Genomic DNA, 18,270 nt, shown 5'->3' on the forward strand with positions numbered 1-18,270 from the left:
GAACTGCACGAAAAAGCGCAGGATGGCGTTTTCAGGCGCCTAATTTTCCTTGCCGGGGCCGGTCTGAGTCACAGCGGCAGTGAGCGTGTCGCAAAGCTCGGAAAGCTCGCGACCAAGTTCTCCAAGACCGACATAGCGCGCGAAGGCATCCGTCGGATCAGAACTACGCACGATGACCGCCCCCGTCGGCATTTCCATGACGACCAGTTTCAGCGGCGCCTCGATCAACGCGCTGGGATCGCCATGGAGAAGCCGCAGCATAAAACGAGGATGAAAGAACAGCAGCTGACGCGTAGCGCGAATCTCGTATCCGCCTCTACGCAACAACATTTGTGGATCTATTTCGTGAATGAGCCAGAGGTCTGCATCGGTGATCGCGCGCTTCAGTCGGCTGATCGTTTCTTCGAATGGGTATAATGAAGCCGTAACGCCATGGTCCCCAGAGAGCCCCGAAGCAGGCCCATAATCGACGACGGTCTTATGCACGAAATTAGACCTCCACGCGGGGAAAATCGAGAGCAGGTTGCGCGACGTGATTGAAGTAATTCGAGAACAAATTTAGCGCGACATGCGCAACGACTTCAGTGATTTCCTCATCGCTCCAATGTGCTTCCCGGACTGCCGCAAGCGCGCGGTCATCGACTCGGCCGCGCGTTTCGATAAGCGTCTTCGCAAACGCAAGTGCGGCGGCCACCCTTGGATCGTCCGATTGAGCCTGCCGGTTGGCCGCTAACTCAGCTTCCGCAATTCCAATTTTGCTGCCACGCAGGCTGTGAGCAGACACGCAATATTCGCAGCCGTTGGCTTGGGCGATCAACAGCGCAAGCTGTTCGCGAAGGCGACTATCTAGACGGCCACGGACCAACGCGGCTCGGAACGACAGGTATCCGTCAAGCGCTGCCGGCGAATTGGCCATCGCGCGATAGAGGTTAGGAACCCGGCCCAACTGGGCTTGAGTGCGCTCCAGGAGTTCTTTGGCCTCACTTTTCGCTTCCGCAGCGACAACCAGGGGCATTCTTGACATAGATGACTCCATTATCTGACATGAGCGATGTCACGATTCGAACTTTCGTTCGCGTGCTTCGTGCAGAAGCATTGCGGCGATCTGCTTAGCTGTTTTCGCGGGAGCCGAATCGCCCTTACGCAAAGCGGTGACGATCGATCCGTCGATCAGGATCATGAACTGCTCAGCAAGCGGGTTAGCCGCTACTCCCGCTTCCGCAAGCAGCTTGCGAAGAAATGCGGTCAGTTGCTGCTTGTGATGAGCAGCGGCGACGTGCGCTGCGTGGCTGCGATCTGCGAGTTCGGCCATCGAATTGATAAACGCACACCCACGAAAATCGTTAGTAGCAAAACGCTCCGCGAGTGCGTCGAACACGGCCAGAGGACGCTTGTCCGCGGACTTTGCCAGTCTCCCGACCGATTCCTCGAGCCACCGTCGCCAGAGTTCGTCGCGTCGCATCAGATAGGCGACGATGAGATCATCCTTTGACTGGAAATGTTTGTAAAAGCTCGCCTTTGCGACCGCGGCGCGCGCGATGATTGCGTCGACACCGACGGCTCGAACGCCCTGGGCGTAAAACATTTCCGACGCCGTTTCTAAGATGCGTTGTCGAGGCGATGAGGTGGCCATTGCGTGACATAGACAGACAGGTCTGTCTATGTCAACAACTTTCTCGAATGACGTCGCCAGCAATGAGAAGCTTTGGGGACGCGGTTCGATTCCCTTCACCCGCTCCAGCTCCCGATTTTCTGCACTAATCTACGATCTGGTGCGACCGTGTCCGCTCGATGGTTTCGGGCAAGCGCCGCTACGACCGTCGCTGCGGACAGTTAGTCCTTTGCGCCGTGCTCCCCGGGGTGTTGGTGTCAGTGCCGTGGGGCGGGACAGGGGCAGATTTCGCCGCGGCGCTTGATCCGCCGCCATTGTTGTCCGAAGGGGTGTTCAGGCTCGACGCGCCGGCTCCCGTTGTTCCGCCTGCAGGCGATGTCGTCGCAGCTTGCTTGGGACGCTCGCTTCGCTGTGATCGGCGCCGCTCCAGGACCGGACGGACGCCGTAGGCGACGTGCAAATTTTTCAGATCATTAACAATGTTGAATCACAGGGCGAAGTGATTGCCCTAGCGTGAGCCTTTCCGCTGGGGCTTTCCATGATCGATACCGCGACCAAGGCGTTGTTGCGCACCGTTCTTGACGAGGTGTGTGAAAGTGTTTCCCGCTATGAGATCGGCGCCCGTACCCACGTGGCGTCGAAGCTTCTGGAGACTGCAAGCAGGGGCGACATCTCTGCGGATTGCCTCAAACAGGCTGCCCGCAATGCCCTCTCTGAAGTTCCGATGATGTGACGATGGCCATGTGGGGGCGGGGGTGAATTTCCACGTTACGGTCCTCAAGATCCTGGTGAGCTACCCGGATGGGTTCGCTGACATGGAGGATCTCAAGCGGGATATGGCCATGCTGGCGACCAGCGGTCGCGACTGGACGGAGCGCACCAGACGGCTCGGCGGGCGGATGCCGGGGCTGGACATCTTTTCGCAAGGGCTGATCGACCGGACAAACGGCGGGTGGCGCATCACGGCCAAGGGCCGCGCCGTGCTCGATCTCCTGGAGGCTCGTCCGGACCAAGCGCCGATCGCCGCCCAAGAACTCCAGTCAGAGCCGGAGCTCGCCCCGGCGATCTCGCGGCACTTTCCGGCGGAGAGGGATAGAGGCCGGCTTGCTGCGCGCCGTCGCGGGCGCAACGCCCGCAAACAGGCTCGGGGGTCCTAGCGAGGAACGAGCGTCGCTCCTGTAGCTTGAGCAAACGCCTCGTGATGGAAAACACTCATGCAAAGTTCCGACGCCGCCTTGTCGACCGCCGGTCTGTCACGCGTGACGGACGATATCTGGGTCGTGGACGACGCGCCGATCAGCGCCGCCGGTCTGAAACTCCCCGTTCGCATGACGGTCATTCGCCTGTCGAACGGCGATCTCGTGCTGCATTCGCCGGTGAGATATTCGCCGGCTCTCCGCGGTGAGTTGGAGCGTCTAGGCGCGATAAGGTACCTGCTGGCGCCGAATATCGCGCACTGGATGTTCCTGTCCGACTGGCAGAGGGAGCTGCCGCAGGTGACGACGTTCGCGGCGCGCGGCCTTTCGGCGCGCAGGCAAGTTCGAGCAGCACGCATCCGCATCGATCGCGAGCTCGGAGATACGACGCCTCAGGAATGGAAGGCCGACATCGAAGCCGTCTCTATAAATGCGCCGATGTTTTCCGAGATCGAGCTGTTCGACAAGCGCAGCCGTACATTGATCCTGACTGATCTCGTGCAAAACCTCGATTCCAATGATCTCAGCGCGCCAAACGAGGCTGCGGCAAATCTCCTCGGCGTCTCCAAACCGAATGGCATGGCGCCGGTCTATCTACGACTTCTGCTGCGCCTCGGCGGCCGTTCCGCGCGAGGCGCGGCCGAGCGGCTCGTACGGCTGTCTCCGGAGCGGGTGATCTTCGCGCATGGCGACTGGTTCGAAACGGAAGGGACCGAGCGCCTCCGGCGATCCCTGCGCTGGCTGCTTCCCGCGAGCGCCTCCGGATCTGAGCCGCAGCAAATGATCGGCACGCGCGTCGTCATAACCGGCGCCTCGAGCGGAATCGGGCGTGCCACGGCGCTGGCCTTCGCCGGTAGGGGCGCAAGCGTGGTCCTGGCGGCACGCCGCGGCGAAGTCCTGACGAGCCTCGCGGCGGAATGCGAGGCGCTCGGAGGCCGCGCATTGGCGATCCCGACCGATGTCACTGATGCCGAGGCGGTGCAGCGATTGGCCAGAGAGGCCGAAGACGCGTTCGGTGGCGTCGACGTCTGGATCAACAACGCCGGCACGGGCGTTTTCGGGGCCTATCAGGATGCGGATATTGCGCTTCATCGCCGAACGATCGAGGTCAATCTCCTCGGCGCGATGCATGGCGCCTTCGCGGTGCTCCCGATCTTCCTGCGCCAGAACCGCGGCATCCTGATCAATAACATCTCGCTGGGCGGCTGGGCGCCGACACCTTTTGCTGCGGCCTATGCGGCGAGCAAGTTCGGCCTGCGCGGCTTCACCGCGAGCCTGCGTCAGGAGCTCAGTACTCACCGCAAGATTCATATCTGCGGCGTCTTCCCGGCCGTGGTCGATACGCCGGGCTTCGTCCACGGCGCCAACATGTCCGGCCGAACGCTTGATCCCGGTCCGCTGCTGTATCAGTCGGAGGACGTAGCGGAAACATTTGTGAGCCTTGTCCGCACGCCCCGTGACGAGGTCGCCGTGGGCTGGCCAGCTCGCGCCGGCCAATTTGCCTACGCGATGGCTCCGCAGATCACCGAGAATATCCTGGGAGCTGCCTTCCGCTTCCTGCTGTCGCGCGCGCACCCCGCAAAGAGCAGCGAGGGCACCATGATCGAAGCTGGCCCCCAGGGCACATCGATTGATGGCGGTTGGCTATCACGGAAGCAACTTCCACCCGCCGGGGTGATCAGCAAGGGCTTCGCGGTGTTTGGGATCGCTGCTTGCCTGGCCTTCGCCGCCTCGAGGGTTGCTCGTGCGCCCAGACCACACGCGAGAACGAGGCGTGGCCGAGCGTGATGAGCGCCGCGCTGCTGCCTTCCCCTATTACGATCGTTCCGGCAGCGCATAGGCCCGCACGTAATCGCCTAGCTTCGTGCCGAACGAGCCGTGGCCGCCATCGACCGTGACGACGTATTGCTTGCCACCGGCGTCATAGGTCATTGGCGTCGACTGGCCGCCGGCGGGAAGGCGGTCCTGCCAAAGCTGTCTGCCATCGCGAACGTCAAACGCGCGGATGTAGTCATCCATCGTTCCCGTGATGAAGACGACGCCGCCCGCAGTCACGAGCGGACCACCCAGCATGGGTACGCCAAGCTTGAACGGCAGGGGCAGCGGGGCCTGATCGCGGATCGTGCCGATGCGGTGCTGCCAGACCACCTTGTGCGTCTTGAGATCGATCGCTGCGATCTTGCCCCATGGCGGGGCAAGGCAGGGGATGCCGAGCGGCGACAGGAAAATGCCGAGATCGACGCCATAGGGGGCACCGTACATCGGCTGCACGCCGAGCTCGGTGCCCGGCGGATGCGCAGCGTTCGGCGCGGCCGGGTTGTCCTTTCCGCGCGGCACCAGGCGCGAGATGAAGGGAATGGATTGAGGGTTCGCGATGGCGATCTGGCGCTGCGGATCGACGGCAATGCCGCCCCATTCGAACATGCCGAAGTCTCCGGGAAACACCAGCGTCCCTTGTTCCGACGGCGGGGTGAACGGCCCCTCATAGCGCAGGCGCTTGAACTTGATGCGGCAGGCGAGCTGGTCGAACATCGTGCTGCCCCACATCTGCGCGTCGGTCAGCATGCCGGAGGGGCGGAAGCTCAGCTCCGAAAAAGGCTGGGTTGGCGACAGCCGGTCTCCATTCGCGGCGCCCTGCGGCACCGGCTTTTCCGGCGCGGGCACCAACTGACGCCCGTCGCGGCGGTCGAGCACGAAGATGTCGCCGGTCTTCGCCGGGATGTAGATCGCAGGCGTCACGCCGCCGTTAGAGCGCAAATCGACCAGACTCGGCTGCGAGGGCATATCCATGTCCCAGAGATCGTGGTGCACGTTCTGGAACGACCAACGCAGTTTGCCGGTCATGACATCGAGCGCAATCAAGGCCGAATCGTAACGCTCGTTTTCGGGCGAACGGCCGCCGCCCCAGATATCCGGAGAGCTCGAGCCGAGCGGCACGTAGACGAGTCCGAGATTTTCGTCGACCGCGGAAATGCTCCACGAATTTGGTGAGCCGGCTGTAAAATGATGCGAGGCCGATGGCATCTCGTTCGGGTCGGGATTGCCGGCATCGAACGCCCAGATCAACCGCCCTGAGTAGATGTCGAAGCCACGGATCACGCCCGACGGCACGCGATCGGAATAGTTGTCGATCACCGCTCCGCCGACGATCAGCACCTTGTCCGTGACGACGGGCGGCGAGGTGCCCTCGTAGAAGCCGAGCGTCTGGATCTCGCTGCCTTGCTTGAGGTCGATCTGTCCTTTGTTGCCGAAGCTCTCGCAAGGCACGCCGCTCTGCGCATCCAGCGCGAACATCCGTCCGTCGTTCGTCGGTATGAAAATGCGCTCCGCACAATTGCTCGGCGCCGGCGTGCCGTCGGCGGTCAGCGCGCCGGGCTTGGTGGCGTGATAGGACACGCCGCGGCAGGTCATGTGCTGGAAAGCCTTGTTGTGCTGAACCTGCGGGTCGAACTTCCAGCGCAGTTTTCCGGTCGCGGCTTCGAGCGCGAACACGATCTGGTGCGGCGAACAGGTGTAGATGAGATCACCGATCTTGAGCGGGGTCGACTGGTTGGTGATCTCGTCGGGATCGTCCGGGCCCTTGTGGTCGCCGGTGCGGAATTCCCAGGCGAGCTTGAGGTCCTTGACGTTGTCTTTGGTGATCTGGCTCAGCGACGAGAAGCGCGTGCCGAAGGCGCTGCCGCCATAAGCCGTCCAGTCCTGGCCGGCAGCGGCCGGTGCCGGCGCGGACGAGGCAATGGCGCCCGTTGTGTCGCTCTCTGGTATGGTGCCTGCAAGATCGTGGCGATCGCTCGTCAGGGAAATGCCGACAACGACGGCCGCAGCGACCAACGCAAGGCCAAGCGCCCATCGCGCGCCGCGCAAGCGAGGCGCCAGACGGGACGCGATGAAGGGCAGCATCAGCCATAGGCCCAGCGGCGCGAGCACGTCGCCGCGCGGCGCCAACGACCAGAAATCGAGGCCGACTTCCCAGATCGCCCACGCCATCGTTCCGGCCAGCAGCGCGGCATAAATCCAGAGCGCCTCGGCACGGCGGCGCGCGAGCAGCCAGCTCGTGAGCAGAAGCATGATGCCCGCGATCAGATAGTAGACGGAGCCACCGAGGGCCGCCAGCCAGGCACCGCCGGCGAGGAGGCCCAGTCCCATGATAGCCACGACCACACTGGTGATGGCCAGCAATGGCGCGTCACGGAACCAGTTCGTCGAACGATGTGTCGGAGTCATGATGGTCACTTCAGCGTATAGAGAAAGGCCGCGATGTCCCGCGCGTCCTTCTGCGGGATACCCATCCTCGGCATGGCATTGCCCGGCAATGCCCTCTGTGGATCCTCGATCCAGTCAGCCATGTTGTCCGGCGAGTTCTGGATGTAGCCGGCGATGTAGGTCCGCGTGCCGATCCGATGCAAGGGCGGGCCGACGTTACCGTCCGCACCGGCAATGCCGGGAATATCGTGACAGGCGCCGCATTTGTATTGCTTGACGAGGTCAGTGCCACGGCGCGCATCGCCTGTGAAATTGTCCGGGCCCGCAGCCTTGCCTTCGCAGGCGGCGGTTGCCATGGCCAGCAGCGAGGCGGCTAACAATCGTGTGCCCGAACTCACCATCGGCTGCTCCGCTTTACCGGTCAGGGCTTTTGGCCGAAATTGAAAGTCTTGGTGGCGGACCAGGGATCTGTCGTCGAGACCTGCTCGGTCGGGACTTGCTCCATTTCAGGCGACAGTGGGTTCGCCGAGAAAGTCCGGCCCCATTGATGGCTCGGCTCGTTGCTGATCTTGCCGATATAGGTGACGAGGTCCCAGATCACGCTGTCAGGCAGCACGCTGCCCCAGGCCGGCATTCCGTTCGGCCGTCCCTGATAGATCGAGAGATAGATGTTTTCGGGCTGCGAGCCGTAGGTAAAGGTGTTGTTGCTCAGCGCCGGCCCCATGCCGCCGCCGCCATTGGGCGCGTGGCAGCCGACGCAGTTGAAGTTGACGTAGTAGGTCATGCCGCGCTGCTCCGCATTGGGATCGCCTTGCACGGGGTTCTTGATTTGCGGCGGATCGGGTTGCGCGCCCGGGAAGAGGGTGGTGACCGGGACTTGCATGAATACGCCTGGCCTGCCATTGCCGACACTGCCACCGAAATTCGGGCGTGAAGCCAGCGTCGGCATCTGCGCCTCCTGCGACTGCGGCAGTGTCTGTTGGGCAAGTCCGGCGCCGTTCGGCACGGCGGCCAGCAGCAACGATAGGGCGCTCGCGCGCAGGGCTGGAGCAGACATCACTCATGTCCTCCGGACGCCGTGACCGGCCTGTCAACCAGCGGCACCCCGTAACTTCGCAGCAGCGAGGTGATCTCGGGTCGATGGCCGTCGATGAACGCATTCAGCCGGTCGCGCAGGGCGTCGTCGCCTTTGCGCACGCCCATGGAGATGGCGAACTGGAACTGCTGGGGCGCAAAGCGCTCGTAGTCCTGGATCGGCGTGACAGTCAGCGGCACGGCTGAGCGCTGCGCGAAATAGCCGGCCAGCGGCCCCCAGACGGCGGCGACATCGATCCCGCCGCTTTCGACCGCTTCGATCAGGCGCGCCGGCGGATCGGCCTGGCGATAGTCGCCGTAAATCGAGTAGCCGCGGACATTGTCGACAATGCCCTGTTCGCCGAGCGCCTGCGCGGGCGGTGGATTGTTGCCGTCGTCGCCGATCAGATGCACGCCGATCACGAGGCGATGCAAGCGCGGGTCGAGCAGCGACGAAAGATCGAGGTGCTGGTCCTGCCGCGTGACGAACACGTAACTCGATCGATAATAGGGCTTGGTCGTCTCGGCGAGATCATAGCCGGACGGCACACCCATGACGACGTCGCATTTGCCGGCTTTCAGTGTGTTGCGGATGAAGCCGCGGCGCTGCGCCCACCAGGTGTATTGCACCTGCTTGCCGAGGTCTTCGGCCACCATCGCTGCAAGCTTATTTTCAAATCCAGCCTCGGCGCTGTTCGAGAATGGCAGATTGTTCGGATCGGCACAGACGCGAAATTCACCATCCGCCGTTGCGGCCGCAGCGGTTGAGAGCCCGAGCAGGATGACGAGGGGGATGACGGAATAACTATTTCGCAGGCGCATGGCTGGTGCCCTCACCATTCGCGCCGCCGAGCTTGAACACCAGCAGCTCGCTCCCGCCGGCGGTATAGAACGGCAAATCCTGCGTCGCACCGGTAAAGCCAAGGGCGCTGTTGCGCACCCGCGGATCGACCTCGGCGTTCGCCACCACCCCCGGCCAGCCGCCGACGCCCGAAAGGATCGCGATGTATTGCTGTCCGTCGGACCCGCGATAGGAGATCGGCTGGCCGATGAACCCGGAGCCGGCACGGAATTGCCAGAGCACGCGCCCATCCTTCGCATCCACCACTTTGAACAAGCGATCCATGGTGCCGTAGAACGCGACATCCCCAGCTGTCACCAGCGCGCCGCTCCAGACCGGCAGCTTTTCGTGGATCTCCCAGACCTTCTTGCGCGCGACGAGATCCCACGCCATGAACTCGCCGCGATACCCGCCGGGGCCGGCATACATGTCGACGTCGGCGCCGACATAGGGCGTGCCGGCGATGTAGCCGACTTGAGAAGCCTTGAAGCTCATACAGAGGTGCTGGTGCGGCACGTAGAGGAGTTTTGTGCGCGGTGACCACGCCGTCGGCTGCCAATCCTTGACGCCGGGCGCGCTCGGGCAGATGTTCTCGACCGTCTTGCCGATAAGCGGCGTCTTCTCCTCGTTCGGGATGATCTTGCCGGTCTTCAGATCGACGCCCTTGTAGGTGTTGACGAAATCATACGCGTCCGCCGAGATCACTTCGCCGGTGGCGCGGTCCATGACGTACATGTAGCCGTTGCGGCCGGGATGGATCAGCACCTTGCGCGGCTGGCCATTCAGTTCGAGGTCGACGAGCACGTTCTCGTTGATCTCGTCGTGGTCGAACAGATCGTGCGGGTTGACCTGGTAGGCCCATTTGGCGCGCCCAGTGTCGGGGTCGCGGGCAAAGATTGTGGTGCTCCAGAGATTGTCGCCGCTGCGCTGGTTCGCGTTCCAGGGACTTGGATTGGCAGTACCGTAGTAGATCAGGTTCAGATCGGGATCGTAGGAGATCCAGCCCCAGACCGTGCCGCCGCCGACCTGCCAGCGGTCGGCGGGCCAGGTCTTCACGCCGAGATCCTGGCCTTTGAGATTATCGTAGAACGGCTTGAAGTCGTCGCCGATCAGCACGTCCTTGTCAGGACCGGTCGAATAGGCACGCCAAGCGATAGCTCCGGTGTTCTCGTCGAGCGCGGTCACCCAGCCGCGCACGCCCAGTTCGCCGCCGCTGTTGCCGACGAGAATCTTTCCTTTCACCACGATGGGAGCCATCGTGATCGTTTCGCCCTTGTTGATCTCGCCGAGCTTCGTGTGCCAAAGCTCTTTGCCGGTCTTGGCATCGATGGCTACGGTGTGGTTATCGAGCGTGTTGAGGAAGACCTTGCCATTGTCGAAGGCGAGTCCGCGATTGACGACATCGCAACAGGCAACGCCCGCGGCAGCGGGCTCCGGCTTCGGTGCGTAGGACCATTTCAATTCACCGGTCGTGGCATCGAGTGCGAACACACGGTTGGGATAGGGGCCCGCATAGGGGCCGACCACATACATGGTGCCGTCCACCACGAGCGGCGCCGCCTCCTGGCCTCGATCGGCGCCGACCGAGAACGTCCACGCAAGCTGGAGGCGCGAAGCATTGGTGGCGTTGATCTGGTCGAGTTCGCTGTAGCGAGTGTTGGCGTAGTCGCGCGCCGCCATGGGCCATTGGCCCGGGTCCTTCATGCGGCTGGCCAGATCGGTTTGTGCCGAGGCGGACGACAGCAATGCGCAGGACGCGCAAACGACACTCAGCGACCGCGTAAGGCCACGCACTAACATTTGTCAAGATCTCCACGGCGGTGATGGGACCGTGCCGCGTTGCAGGTCGGCTTGCGAACGTACAAACGTTGCGCCTCCGCTTGGTTCCAAAGTCCGACGTTGACGGAGCGCTATCTCACCACATTGCCCGAAACGCCCGCGCCGAGATCTACCGCGATCTGATCCTCCTTGCCGTTGCACTTGGGGTGACCAAATCCCGACGGACTTTTGCCGTCAGGCCCGATGTCGTAGATGATCGCGTCTTTCATGTTCGGGCTGACGCCGGCCGGCACGCGGTCAAGTCCGAGCAAGTGACGCACGCGCCAGGCGACGTTGTGATCGGCGCAGGAACTGTCACCGCTGACGCCTAGCGCACCGGCGACGCCGTTGCCGTCGTAGAGTGCCAGCCCGCCTCCGAAGACGATCACGCCGCCGACAGGCCTGCCGACCATCGGATCGTGGGGCGTCCCGAATTCGTCCGGAGTGCCGGCGTACAGAACCTCCGGGGATGGAGGGTTGCTGAGAGCCGCGCCGAACAGGAATCCGCCAGGTTGCGCGCCCGCGTAGAGATTGGCCGTGGCCATCGCCTTGTCCTTCAGGCTGAACGCATTGGCAGTATTGGCCTTTTCGGCTGCGATCGCACGGCTGCCAAGCCACTGATCATCGGCCTTGCGGCCGCTGTAGGCGACTGCGCAGACAACACCCTGTCGATTGACGACAGCAGCCCATTCGTTGTTGTCGAGGCCTCCGTTGCTCGGGCCGCCGCCCGGCTTGACGCTCTTCTTGAGGATATCTGCGAGCTTGTCATGGTCGACCGGGCACGACATGCCTGGCTGGGGTTGGTCCTGCGCGTTCAAAACTGCAGGCAACAAGAATGCCGCGGTCAAGATAGCCGTTGCCGCCATGACGGATCGTTTTTCCATGTGGCCTCCGTGGAGTGTCGCAATCGGCAGGCGAACGTTCGAGGAGAAGTGGCGGTTCCTATGCAGCGTCGCTCAGCCCGGATGTTGAACGAGCGGCAGGTGGGAGTGGCCATCGTTCGCAGTCAGCCACCGGTGAGCAAAGAACAACGCCGCTCCTGTGTAGAGTATGCCCATCGGCACCCACATGAGGATGCCGGCGAGCTGTTGGTCTTCCAGCGGCGAGAGGCCGAATTCGCCCGCGAGGGCGCCCTGGCCCGGGATCCAGAGCCGCGTCGACACAGTCAGCAAGGCCCCGAGCACGCCGGAATGCAGGATGGTGATGAACAGGCAGGCGACCGCGATGCCGTCGCGAATTCGGATGCTGCGGCCCTGGCCCCGACCGTGCAGCAGCACCCACCAGAACAAGAGCGCGGTCGCAAAAAAGCTGATGTGCTGGAGGCGATGGACCGCGGAATTCTCCAGTGCCCAGGCGTAGAGGGGTGGTGCATGCCAGATCCACAGCGCTGCGCCGTGGAGAATGGTCGCGCTCATGGGGTGGCTCACAAAACGCCACGGCCACGCCAGCACCGGCAGATTGAGCATGCGACCCGCCGCCGGGCGAAGCCCGGCTGGCAGGCTCCACAGCAGCGGGCCATTGATCCGGGCGAACGCCATCAGCGGTGCCGCGACGACCATGAGCAGTTCGTGCTCGACCATATGCGCAGTGAACAGGCGCTCGCCGAGCCAGTGCAGGGGGGAGGTCACGGCAAGAGCTGCGACCAGCCATCCGGTCCAGAACGCCGCGACCTGGCGGAAGCTGACGCCGCGGCCGCCTCCCGCATGGTGCCAGAGCCGCTGCGTTCCAACATAGAAGCCGATCCCCACCGCGTAGAGCGGGGCCATCAGCCAAGGGTCGTAGCTCCACAGCGAGCCGGGATCGACATCCGATAGTCCGTGCGCATCGGCCCGACCCGCGAGCAGGGCAAGCAGCAGTGCTGCAAAGCTCAGCGCAGGCATGGGCTGATCATGAGCGACGCGGCGAGCTGGTTCGCAATCACCAGCGCGAACAGCACGCCGGAGCCGACGCCGAGCCAGGCCATGAACGTTCTGGGCCCGCCACCCCGCGCATCCGTCCATCCAGCCTCCGCGTTGCGCCGAACCGCACGGGCCGAAATCAGCGCGCCTGCAAGCGAGACGATAGCGAGAATCGCGCTCACAATCGCGCCGCTCGTCCTGGTCTTTTCGCAGGAGAAATGCTCGATGACGTAGACGCCTTGCAAATTGATGGCCCACGCGATGGGCCCGAGCGCAACGCCGGCCCAGTAAAGCAACCTGGAATGTCCGTCAGCTTCGGTCATAGGCGCGGTATCCAATCGAGCAGGACGTAAAGCGGCAGCCAGGCGAGCACGACGAAGTTCCAATAGAACACGTTGTCGGTCACGTCGCTGAAGCGGCGCGGTTTCGCATGGCGCGTGAACATCAGTACGGCCAGTACGACCGTGTCGCCGACATCGGTGGCAAGGTGGGTCGTGTGCAGTCCCAGAATGAGCCACACGATCGAGCCGTAGGCGGAATTATCCCAACGGGTGTTGAGATGTGCGAATTCGAAGCCGCGCAGCACCAGAAGCGCGATGCCGATCGCGGCCATCACGATCAGGCAAATGCGGACCTTTGCGAGATCCTGCCGATGCGCCACACGGCTGGTATATTCGTTGGGTATGATGCTGAGCAGATAGATCACGGTCTCGGCCGTGCCCGGCCAGAGATCGGGCGGCGAGGCGCCGATCGGCCAAGTTGGGTTGACGGCGTAGAGGTAGAGATAGGCGCCGATGGCAATGGCAAAGCCCATGCCTTCGAGCGCCATAAAGCCCATGGCGCCCCACCACGGTCCGCTGCGTGGGCCGTAACCGTAAGTCGGCAGTTCAGCGACATTGCGGACGATGGTCTGTCTCACTCCTCGTCCTCCTTGCTGCCGGCCGGCCAGAACCAGCCGATCAAGGTGACGGCCATCGGCGGCGTGCCCCAGAGCACCGCCCAGGGCGTGAAGATCGAGCCGATGAAGAACACCGTCGTCGCGATGGCGGCGAGCAGCGGCCAGATGCTCGGCTCGGGCGAAGCCTCGCGGATCTGCGGCTCCGCTTCTGCGAGCGAGGTCAACAGGATTTCGCGCCGCTCGGCACTCAGACCCGCGACCACGGGCAGGCTCTCGCTGTCGGCCCACAGCGGATCGCGGTGCTTGACCACCGGAATGCGGTCGAAATTCTGCGGCGGAGGCGGCGAGGAGGTGGCCCATTCCAGCGTCGAGGCATTCCAGGGGTTGTCGCCCGCGAGCTCACCCTTGCGCAGGCTGTAGATCACATTGACCAGAAGCAGCGCGAAGCTGAGCGCGAAAATGAGGGCACCGCCGCTGGACAAGAGGTTCAAATGCGCCCAGTCCATGTCGGCCGTGTAGGTGTAGACCCGGCGCGGCATTCCGATCAGCCCGAGGATGTGCATCGGAAAGAACGCGACGTTGAAGCCGATGAAGGCCAGCCAGAAATTCCAGCGCCCGAGTCTTTCGCTCAGCATGCGGCCGGCGATCTTGGGAAACCAGTAGTAGACGGCGCCGACCAGCGGGAACACAGCACCACCGATCAGAACATAGTGGAAGTGGGCTACGATGAAATAGGTGTCGTGCACCTGGGTGTCGATCGGGACCGAAGCGACCATTACGCCGGATAGCCCGCCGAGCACGAAGATCACCACGAATCCGATCACGAACAATAGCGGCGTCCGGTAAACCGGGCGTCCATCCCAGAGCGTCGCCAGCCAGCAGAAGATCTGCAGCCCGCTCGGCACCGCGATCAGCATGCTGGACGCCGTGAACAGGCCAGCGCCGAGTTGGGGCAGGCCCGTGACGAACATGTGGTGGACCCACAGGCCAAACGACAGGAAGCCGGTCGCGATCAAGGAGAGAATGACGATGGGATAGCCGATCACCGGCCGGCGCACGAACGTAGCGAGGATCGCCGAGACCATCCCCGTTCCCGGAATGAATATGATGTAGACTTCGGGGTGGCCGAAAAACCAGAACAGGTGCTGCCAGAGCAGGGGGTGGCCACCCGAGGAGGAATCATAGAAGCGGGTGTTGACCAGGCGATCCAGGATCAATGACGTGGACGCGACCATGATCGACGGCATCGCGAACATCACCAGAAAGCTTGTGACCAGCATGGCCCAGACGAACAGGGGAATGCGGTCCAGGGTCATGCCCGGCGCGCGGAGCTTGAACACAGTCACGACGATCTCGACGGCGACCGCGAGCGCCGCGACCTCGGTAAAGGTGATCATCTGCGCCCAGACATCGGCCCGCTTGGTCGGTGTGAACTGCAGGCTGGAGAGAGGAACGTACGAAAACCAGCCGACATCGGGGCCGGCGTTGAACAGGAAGGAGATCCACAGAAAGCAACCGCCGAACAGAAACATCCAATAGCTGAAGGCGTTCAGTCGCGGAAAGGCGATGTTCCGCGTACCGACCATCAGCGGCACCAGATAGACGGCGAACGCCTCCATCACCGGCACGGCGAACAGGAACATCATCGTCGAGCCGTGCATCGTGAAGATCTGATTGTACTTGTCCGCCGAGAGAAAAGTCTTCTCCGGCCCGGCAAGCTGAACGCGCATCAGGATCGCAAGAATGCCGCCGAGAAGCAGGAATGCGAATGCAGTCACGATGTAGCGACGTCCCACGACCTTGTGGTCGACCGACATGAGCGCGCCGACCAGTCCGGACGGCGTGCGCCACACTTTCTCCAGTTGCGTGGAAAGCTGAAGGCCATTCAGGACGTCGTCCCGCAACTCATTCGGTTCAGCGGCCATGCTCACTTGAGCTGCTCCAGATAATGAAGGATCGCGATGAGCTCGCCCGATTGCAGCGGCATCTTCGGCATGAGGTTGCCGGGCTTGATGTGCTGAGGATCGGCGATCCAGGCGCCGAGCGTCGCCGGGGTATTCGGCAGCGTTCCCGCCGTGATGGTCGTGCGGCTGCCGATATGCGTGAGATCCGGGCCGAGCTGCCCGCCGGCCAGTGTGCCGCTGATGTTGTGACACAAGGCACAGCCGCGGGCCCGGAAGAGAGCCTCGCCCTGCTTGCCGAGCTGATCCGCGGGGCTGTTCGCGCTCTGATTCTCACGATCGCGCCACCGGCCGAACTCGTCCGGCGGTAGCGCGATCACCGCGAAGGCCATGTGCGCGTGCTGAAGTCCGCAGAACTCGGCGCATTGTCCGCGATAGACGCCGGCGTTTTTCGCGGTGAATTGCAACTCGTTCTTTTGCCCGGTGATGAGGTCCATCTTCCCGGTCAGGCTCGGCACCCAGAAGCTGTGGACCACATCTGCAGATTCCAGCTCGACCTTCACCGGCTGGCCGGTCGGGATCCGGATCTCGTTCGCGGTTACGAAACTCCGATGCGGACTGTCATCCTCATAGCGAACCTCCCACCACCATTGGTGTCCGATGATCTTGAGCGTGAGGGCGTTCTCGCCCTTGGCGAAGACGATGCGCTGCCCGGCATAGCTGACGAAGGAGAGGCCGAGCACGATCACCGTGGTTGCAACGCCCAGCCCAATGATGACTCGGCCCGTGCGTTCTTCGAAGGCTTGATGGAGATCGAGCGGCTGATCGGCCAAGCGCTTCCGGCGCAACATTCCGAGGGCGAGCACGATTACGACTGCGATCCAGACGATCGCAGCAACCCCGAGAAAGATGAATAGCGTATGCAGGATCTGCTCGGATTGTAGCCCTTGCGGGTCGAGCGTCGACTGCCGGCCGGCGCACGCAGCAAGCGGCCAAGTCGTGCATAGCACCAGAACAATTCGCACCCAGACTGGCATAGACGCTCGCGGTTCCCCTTCACAGGCGGGAACTGGCCGATCCTACAAAGGTTCCTATCTGCTGTTGGAGCGAGCCGCGCGCAGCCTTTGCAAGAGAGCTTGGAAGAAAGAAGAGATATGTCCAACGTTGCTCGTCAGACCGCGAATTTAGAATGGCCATCCCCTGACGGCGATGAAGATAACCGCATCACCCGCAGCCATGAGCAACAAGACGGCGAGGACAGCGATGACCGCTCCGGGCTGGACTAGCACGCGTAGTTCGTCGAGCATGGGTCTATCCAGTTCCGAACGTCCCCAGCAGCAATGTCCCGGTGACCCGCAGGTTCCTGAACGTGCCAGAAGTCCACGCGCCCGCGCCGGAACGAAGGTTTGGGATCGCGCGTTTCTGCGACAGATGCGAGGGGGCGACGTGCCGCACTATCATTTTGACCTGGTGGATTCGAAAACCGTAGCTGACGAAGAGGGCGCCGACTTGCCGGATGACATCCAGGCTCTCGATGTCGCCGAGGAGATCGCCAAGCGGCTCCTGAAGGAGCGTCCCGAGCTTGAGGGCCGTCACTTCTCGATCCTCGTCACCAATCGGGACGGCGAAGAGATCGGCCGGGTACCACTGGATGTCCTGCACTGAAGTTGCGACATGACATGACGTTCAAGCTTGGAGTGATCTCCGACACGCATGGACTACTGAGGCCGGAGGTGGAGCGCTGCCTCACGGGCGTGTCGCACATTATCCATTCGGGCGATATCGGCGCTCCCGATGTTGTGGAACACCTTCGCCGGATTGCGCCTGTTACAGCCATCAAAGGCAATGTCGACAAGGGCGAGTGGGCAAAATGCTACTCCGCAACTGAAACGGTGCGCCTTGCAGGGCGCTTCTTCTACATCTTGCACGATCTCAGGGAGCTGAAGGCAAACCCCGCCCAACGAGGAATCGACATTGTAGTTTCCGGCCACTCGCATCGGGTGAAAATCGACACAATCGGCGGAATACTGTTTCTAAATCCGGGGAGTGCCGGACCGAGGCGCTTCAAGCTGCCGATTACGCTGGCAACGCTCGATCTGGATGAGAGCGGCGAACTGCGGCCCACCGTTCACGAGCTCGGCAGGTGAAAACGTGGAGGTGCGACCTACCAGCTCCCGTCATCATCACCTTGGGCAACCCGGGCCGGAATCGTTCGTTGCTAAGGACAGACGTCAGTACAAGCGCGAGGAACGACCGTAGCCGTATCTCATTGGTCTGCATGATGGTCGTGAAGACCCAAAAAAGGAGCACGCAATGTCAAAAATGCCCCCCGTACCGGCAGAGCAGCGCAGCGACAAGGGACCCGGTTCAGATCCAAAGACCGAGACCAACGAAAAAATCCCCAGCCGCGAGAACTTCGACACCCAGGGACGTCAAGGCAACATCAAGCAGAACACCACAAACCAAGGCTACCAGCAGGATCGATGATGCCCCACAAGAACTCTGAAACAGAACGCTTCGGTGGACCCGGGTCCTCCCAGCAGGATCGCAAGCATCCTGAAAAGGGAGGGCGCGAACATGAAGCCCCGACGCCGGGGGCTCCCACAAATGACCGGAAGTCGCACGTCTCAGGAGGCGGTGGTGAGCGCGATGAGCATCACACGCACGACGATCGTCACAGGAGCTGAGACATTGGCCCACAGGAACGTGCGACCCGTTCCGGAAGACGATGGAGAAAAACGATGCGCAAGATCAGTTCTGCCATGATGCTGGTCGCCCTGTTGGCCTGCGGCTCGACAGGCGCCGCTTGGGGGCAGGGTGGCGGAGGAG

The 18,270-nt window shown here is 62.6% G+C and carries 23 protein-coding genes; 8 read left to right on the forward strand and 15 right to left on the reverse strand.

What is annotated here, in order from left to right; genetic code table 11:
• Window positions 1-39 precede the first annotated feature (39 nt).
• The 3 genes from IVA74_RS39125 to IVA74_RS39135 are packed head-to-tail and all read right to left on the reverse strand — an operon-like array spanning window position 40 to window position 1,633.
• Window positions 40-486 (reverse strand): DUF302 domain-containing protein, encoded by a 447-nt coding sequence (locus IVA74_RS39125; protein WP_247353242.1) that lies wholly within the window; start codon window positions 484-486, stop codon window positions 40-42.
• Between the two features lie 4 nt (window positions 487-490).
• Window positions 491-1,024 carry a carboxymuconolactone decarboxylase family protein gene (locus tag IVA74_RS39130; protein WP_247353243.1) on the reverse strand — a complete coding sequence of 178 codons (534 nt, stop codon included), beginning with the start codon at window positions 1,022-1,024 and terminating at the stop codon, window positions 491-493.
• 30 nt (window positions 1,025-1,054) lie between these two features.
• On the reverse strand, window positions 1,055-1,633 hold the full coding sequence (locus IVA74_RS39135) for a TetR/AcrR family transcriptional regulator (protein WP_256467587.1): 579 nt from the start codon (window positions 1,631-1,633) through the stop codon (window positions 1,055-1,057).
• A 517-nt stretch (window positions 1,634-2,150) separates the two neighbouring features.
• On the opposite strand from IVA74_RS39135, the gene IVA74_RS39140 reads away from it, so the two are divergent.
• The 3 genes from IVA74_RS39140 to IVA74_RS39150 are packed head-to-tail and all read left to right on the forward strand — an operon-like array spanning window position 2,151 to window position 4,596.
• Window positions 2,151-2,345, forward strand: a complete 195-nt coding sequence (locus tag IVA74_RS39140; RefSeq protein ID WP_247353247.1) for a hypothetical protein — start codon at window positions 2,151-2,153, stop codon at window positions 2,343-2,345.
• A gap of 22 nt (window positions 2,346-2,367) precedes the next feature.
• The gene (locus IVA74_RS39145; protein WP_247353249.1) at window positions 2,368-2,769 is read left to right on the forward strand and encodes a hypothetical protein; all 402 of its coding nucleotides are present in this window, start codon (window positions 2,368-2,370) and stop codon (window positions 2,767-2,769) included.
• 57 nt (window positions 2,770-2,826) lie between these two features.
• The gene (locus IVA74_RS39150; protein ID WP_247353251.1) at window positions 2,827-4,596 is read left to right on the forward strand and encodes an SDR family oxidoreductase; all 1,770 of its coding nucleotides are present in this window, start codon (window positions 2,827-2,829) and stop codon (window positions 4,594-4,596) included.
• A gap of 27 nt (window positions 4,597-4,623) precedes the next feature.
• Here the strand turns inward: IVA74_RS39150 and IVA74_RS39155 are convergent, their stop codons facing one another.
• From IVA74_RS39155 to coxB, 11 genes are all read right to left on the reverse strand, one after another.
• The gene (locus tag IVA74_RS39155) at window positions 4,624-7,032 is read right to left on the reverse strand and encodes a glucose/quinate/shikimate family membrane-bound PQQ-dependent dehydrogenase (protein ID WP_247353254.1); all 2,409 of its coding nucleotides are present in this window, start codon (window positions 7,030-7,032) and stop codon (window positions 4,624-4,626) included.
• A 5-nt stretch (window positions 7,033-7,037) separates the two neighbouring features.
• Entirely contained in the window at window positions 7,038-7,412 is a 375-nt protein-coding gene (locus tag IVA74_RS39160) for a c-type cytochrome (RefSeq protein WP_247353256.1), read from the reverse strand.
• A gap of 20 nt (window positions 7,413-7,432) precedes the next feature.
• Window positions 7,433-8,068, reverse strand: coding sequence for a cytochrome c (locus tag IVA74_RS39165; RefSeq protein ID WP_247353257.1), 636 nt, complete (start codon window positions 8,066-8,068; stop codon window positions 7,433-7,435).
• Window positions 8,068-8,907, reverse strand: coding sequence for a substrate-binding domain-containing protein (locus IVA74_RS39170; RefSeq protein ID WP_247353259.1), 840 nt, complete (start codon window positions 8,905-8,907; stop codon window positions 8,068-8,070). Before IVA74_RS39170 ends, IVA74_RS39165 begins: the two co-directional genes overlap by 1 nt.
• The gene (locus IVA74_RS39175) at window positions 8,891-10,726 is read right to left on the reverse strand and encodes a methanol/ethanol family PQQ-dependent dehydrogenase (protein WP_256467585.1); all 1,836 of its coding nucleotides are present in this window, start codon (window positions 10,724-10,726) and stop codon (window positions 8,891-8,893) included. The genes IVA74_RS39170 and IVA74_RS39175 overlap by 17 nt, the downstream gene beginning before the upstream one ends.
• Window positions 10,727-10,836: 110 nt before the next feature.
• Window positions 10,837-11,628 carry a heme-binding protein gene (locus tag IVA74_RS39180; RefSeq protein ID WP_247353262.1) on the reverse strand — a complete coding sequence of 264 codons (792 nt, stop codon included), beginning with the start codon at window positions 11,626-11,628 and terminating at the stop codon, window positions 10,837-10,839.
• Between the two features lie 72 nt (window positions 11,629-11,700).
• A complete protein-coding gene (locus IVA74_RS39185) occupies window positions 11,701-12,624 on the reverse strand; it encodes a cytochrome c oxidase assembly protein (RefSeq protein WP_247353264.1) in 924 nt (307 codons plus the stop codon).
• Window positions 12,612-12,965, reverse strand: coding sequence for a hypothetical protein (locus IVA74_RS39190; protein ID WP_247353266.1), 354 nt, complete (start codon window positions 12,963-12,965; stop codon window positions 12,612-12,614). Before IVA74_RS39190 ends, IVA74_RS39185 begins: the two co-directional genes overlap by 13 nt.
• On the reverse strand, window positions 12,962-13,561 hold the full coding sequence (locus IVA74_RS39195) for a cytochrome c oxidase subunit 3 (protein ID WP_247353268.1): 600 nt from the start codon (window positions 13,559-13,561) through the stop codon (window positions 12,962-12,964). The genes IVA74_RS39190 and IVA74_RS39195 overlap by 4 nt, the downstream gene beginning before the upstream one ends.
• Window positions 13,558-15,465, reverse strand: coding sequence for a cytochrome c oxidase subunit I (gene ctaD, locus IVA74_RS39200; RefSeq protein ID WP_247353282.1), 1,908 nt, complete (start codon window positions 15,463-15,465; stop codon window positions 13,558-13,560). Before ctaD ends, IVA74_RS39195 begins: the two co-directional genes overlap by 4 nt.
• 2 nt (window positions 15,466-15,467) lie before the next feature.
• Window positions 15,468-16,478 (reverse strand): cytochrome c oxidase subunit II, encoded by a 1,011-nt coding sequence (coxB, locus tag IVA74_RS39205; protein WP_247353270.1) that lies wholly within the window; start codon window positions 16,476-16,478, stop codon window positions 15,468-15,470.
• Between the two features lie 117 nt (window positions 16,479-16,595).
• Between coxB and IVA74_RS41035 the strand changes: the two genes are divergently transcribed.
• The 5 genes from IVA74_RS41035 (at window position 16,596) to IVA74_RS39225 (ending at window position 18,128) form a co-directional block, all read left to right on the forward strand.
• A complete protein-coding gene (locus IVA74_RS41035; protein WP_256467586.1) occupies window positions 16,596-16,727 on the forward strand; it encodes a hypothetical protein in 132 nt (43 codons plus the stop codon).
• Window positions 16,728-16,887: 160 nt separating this feature from the next.
• On the forward strand, window positions 16,888-17,106 hold the full coding sequence (locus IVA74_RS39210) for a hypothetical protein (RefSeq protein ID WP_247353272.1): 219 nt from the start codon (window positions 16,888-16,890) through the stop codon (window positions 17,104-17,106).
• A gap of 14 nt (window positions 17,107-17,120) precedes the next feature.
• The gene (locus IVA74_RS39215; RefSeq protein ID WP_247353273.1) at window positions 17,121-17,588 is read left to right on the forward strand and encodes a metallophosphoesterase family protein; all 468 of its coding nucleotides are present in this window, start codon (window positions 17,121-17,123) and stop codon (window positions 17,586-17,588) included.
• 166 nt (window positions 17,589-17,754) lie between these two features.
• A complete protein-coding gene (locus IVA74_RS39220) occupies window positions 17,755-17,928 on the forward strand; it encodes a hypothetical protein (protein ID WP_247353275.1) in 174 nt (57 codons plus the stop codon).
• Entirely contained in the window at window positions 17,928-18,128 is a 201-nt protein-coding gene (locus IVA74_RS39225) for a hypothetical protein (RefSeq protein WP_247353284.1), read from the forward strand. Before IVA74_RS39220 ends, IVA74_RS39225 begins: the two co-directional genes overlap by 1 nt.
• Here IVA74_RS39225 and IVA74_RS39230 read toward each other — a convergent pair.
• A partial coding sequence (locus tag IVA74_RS39230; protein ID WP_247353285.1) for a hypothetical protein occupies window positions 18,069-18,270 on the reverse strand: 202 nt, incomplete at its 5' end. The genes IVA74_RS39225 and IVA74_RS39230 overlap by 60 nt on opposite strands.

Source organism: Bradyrhizobium sp. 132, assembly GCF_023074185.1.
In the GTDB taxonomy this organism is placed as follows: Bacteria; Pseudomonadota; Alphaproteobacteria; order Rhizobiales; family Xanthobacteraceae; genus Bradyrhizobium.

What these genes read in the sequence shown, in the direction of transcription:
- IVA74_RS39130 (WP_247353243.1), bottom strand. Translation starts at nt 1,024, where the DNA reads ATGTCAAGAATGCCCCTGGTTGTCGCTGCGGAAGCGAAAAGTGAGGCC.
- IVA74_RS39135 (WP_256467587.1), bottom strand. Translation starts at nt 1,633, where the DNA reads ATGGCCACCTCATCGCCTCGACAACGCATCTTAGAAACGGCGTCGGAA.
- IVA74_RS39140 (WP_247353247.1), top strand. Translation starts at nt 2,151, where the DNA reads ATGATCGATACCGCGACCAAGGCGTTGTTGCGCACCGTTCTTGACGAG.
- IVA74_RS39150 (WP_247353251.1), top strand. Translation starts at nt 2,827, where the DNA reads ATGCAAAGTTCCGACGCCGCCTTGTCGACCGCCGGTCTGTCACGCGTG.
- IVA74_RS39155 (WP_247353254.1), bottom strand. Translation starts at nt 7,032, where the DNA reads ATGACTCCGACACATCGTTCGACGAACTGGTTCCGTGACGCGCCATTG.
- IVA74_RS39160 (WP_247353256.1), bottom strand. Translation starts at nt 7,412, where the DNA reads ATGGTGAGTTCGGGCACACGATTGTTAGCCGCCTCGCTGCTGGCCATG.
- IVA74_RS39165 (WP_247353257.1), bottom strand. Translation starts at nt 8,068, where the DNA reads ATGTCTGCTCCAGCCCTGCGCGCGAGCGCCCTATCGTTGCTGCTGGCC.
- IVA74_RS39170 (WP_247353259.1), bottom strand. Translation starts at nt 8,907, where the DNA reads ATGCGCCTGCGAAATAGTTATTCCGTCATCCCCCTCGTCATCCTGCTC.
- IVA74_RS39175 (WP_256467585.1), bottom strand. Translation starts at nt 10,726, where the DNA reads ATGTTAGTGCGTGGCCTTACGCGGTCGCTGAGTGTCGTTTGCGCGTCC.
- IVA74_RS39180 (WP_247353262.1), bottom strand. Translation starts at nt 11,628, where the DNA reads ATGGAAAAACGATCCGTCATGGCGGCAACGGCTATCTTGACCGCGGCA.
- IVA74_RS39185 (WP_247353264.1), bottom strand. Translation starts at nt 12,624, where the DNA reads ATGCCTGCGCTGAGCTTTGCAGCACTGCTGCTTGCCCTGCTCGCGGGT.
- IVA74_RS39190 (WP_247353266.1), bottom strand. Translation starts at nt 12,965, where the DNA reads ATGACCGAAGCTGACGGACATTCCAGGTTGCTTTACTGGGCCGGCGTT.
- ctaD (WP_247353282.1), bottom strand. Translation starts at nt 15,465, where the DNA reads ATGGCCGCTGAACCGAATGAGTTGCGGGACGACGTCCTGAATGGCCTT.
- coxB (WP_247353270.1), bottom strand. Translation starts at nt 16,478, where the DNA reads ATGCCAGTCTGGGTGCGAATTGTTCTGGTGCTATGCACGACTTGGCCG.
- IVA74_RS41035 (WP_256467586.1), top strand. Translation starts at nt 16,596, where the DNA reads ATGTCCAACGTTGCTCGTCAGACCGCGAATTTAGAATGGCCATCCCCT.
- IVA74_RS39215 (WP_247353273.1), top strand. Translation starts at nt 17,121, where the DNA reads ATGACGTTCAAGCTTGGAGTGATCTCCGACACGCATGGACTACTGAGG.
- IVA74_RS39220 (WP_247353275.1), top strand. Translation starts at nt 17,755, where the DNA reads ATGTCAAAAATGCCCCCCGTACCGGCAGAGCAGCGCAGCGACAAGGGA.
- IVA74_RS39225 (WP_247353284.1), top strand. Translation starts at nt 17,928, where the DNA reads ATGCCCCACAAGAACTCTGAAACAGAACGCTTCGGTGGACCCGGGTCC.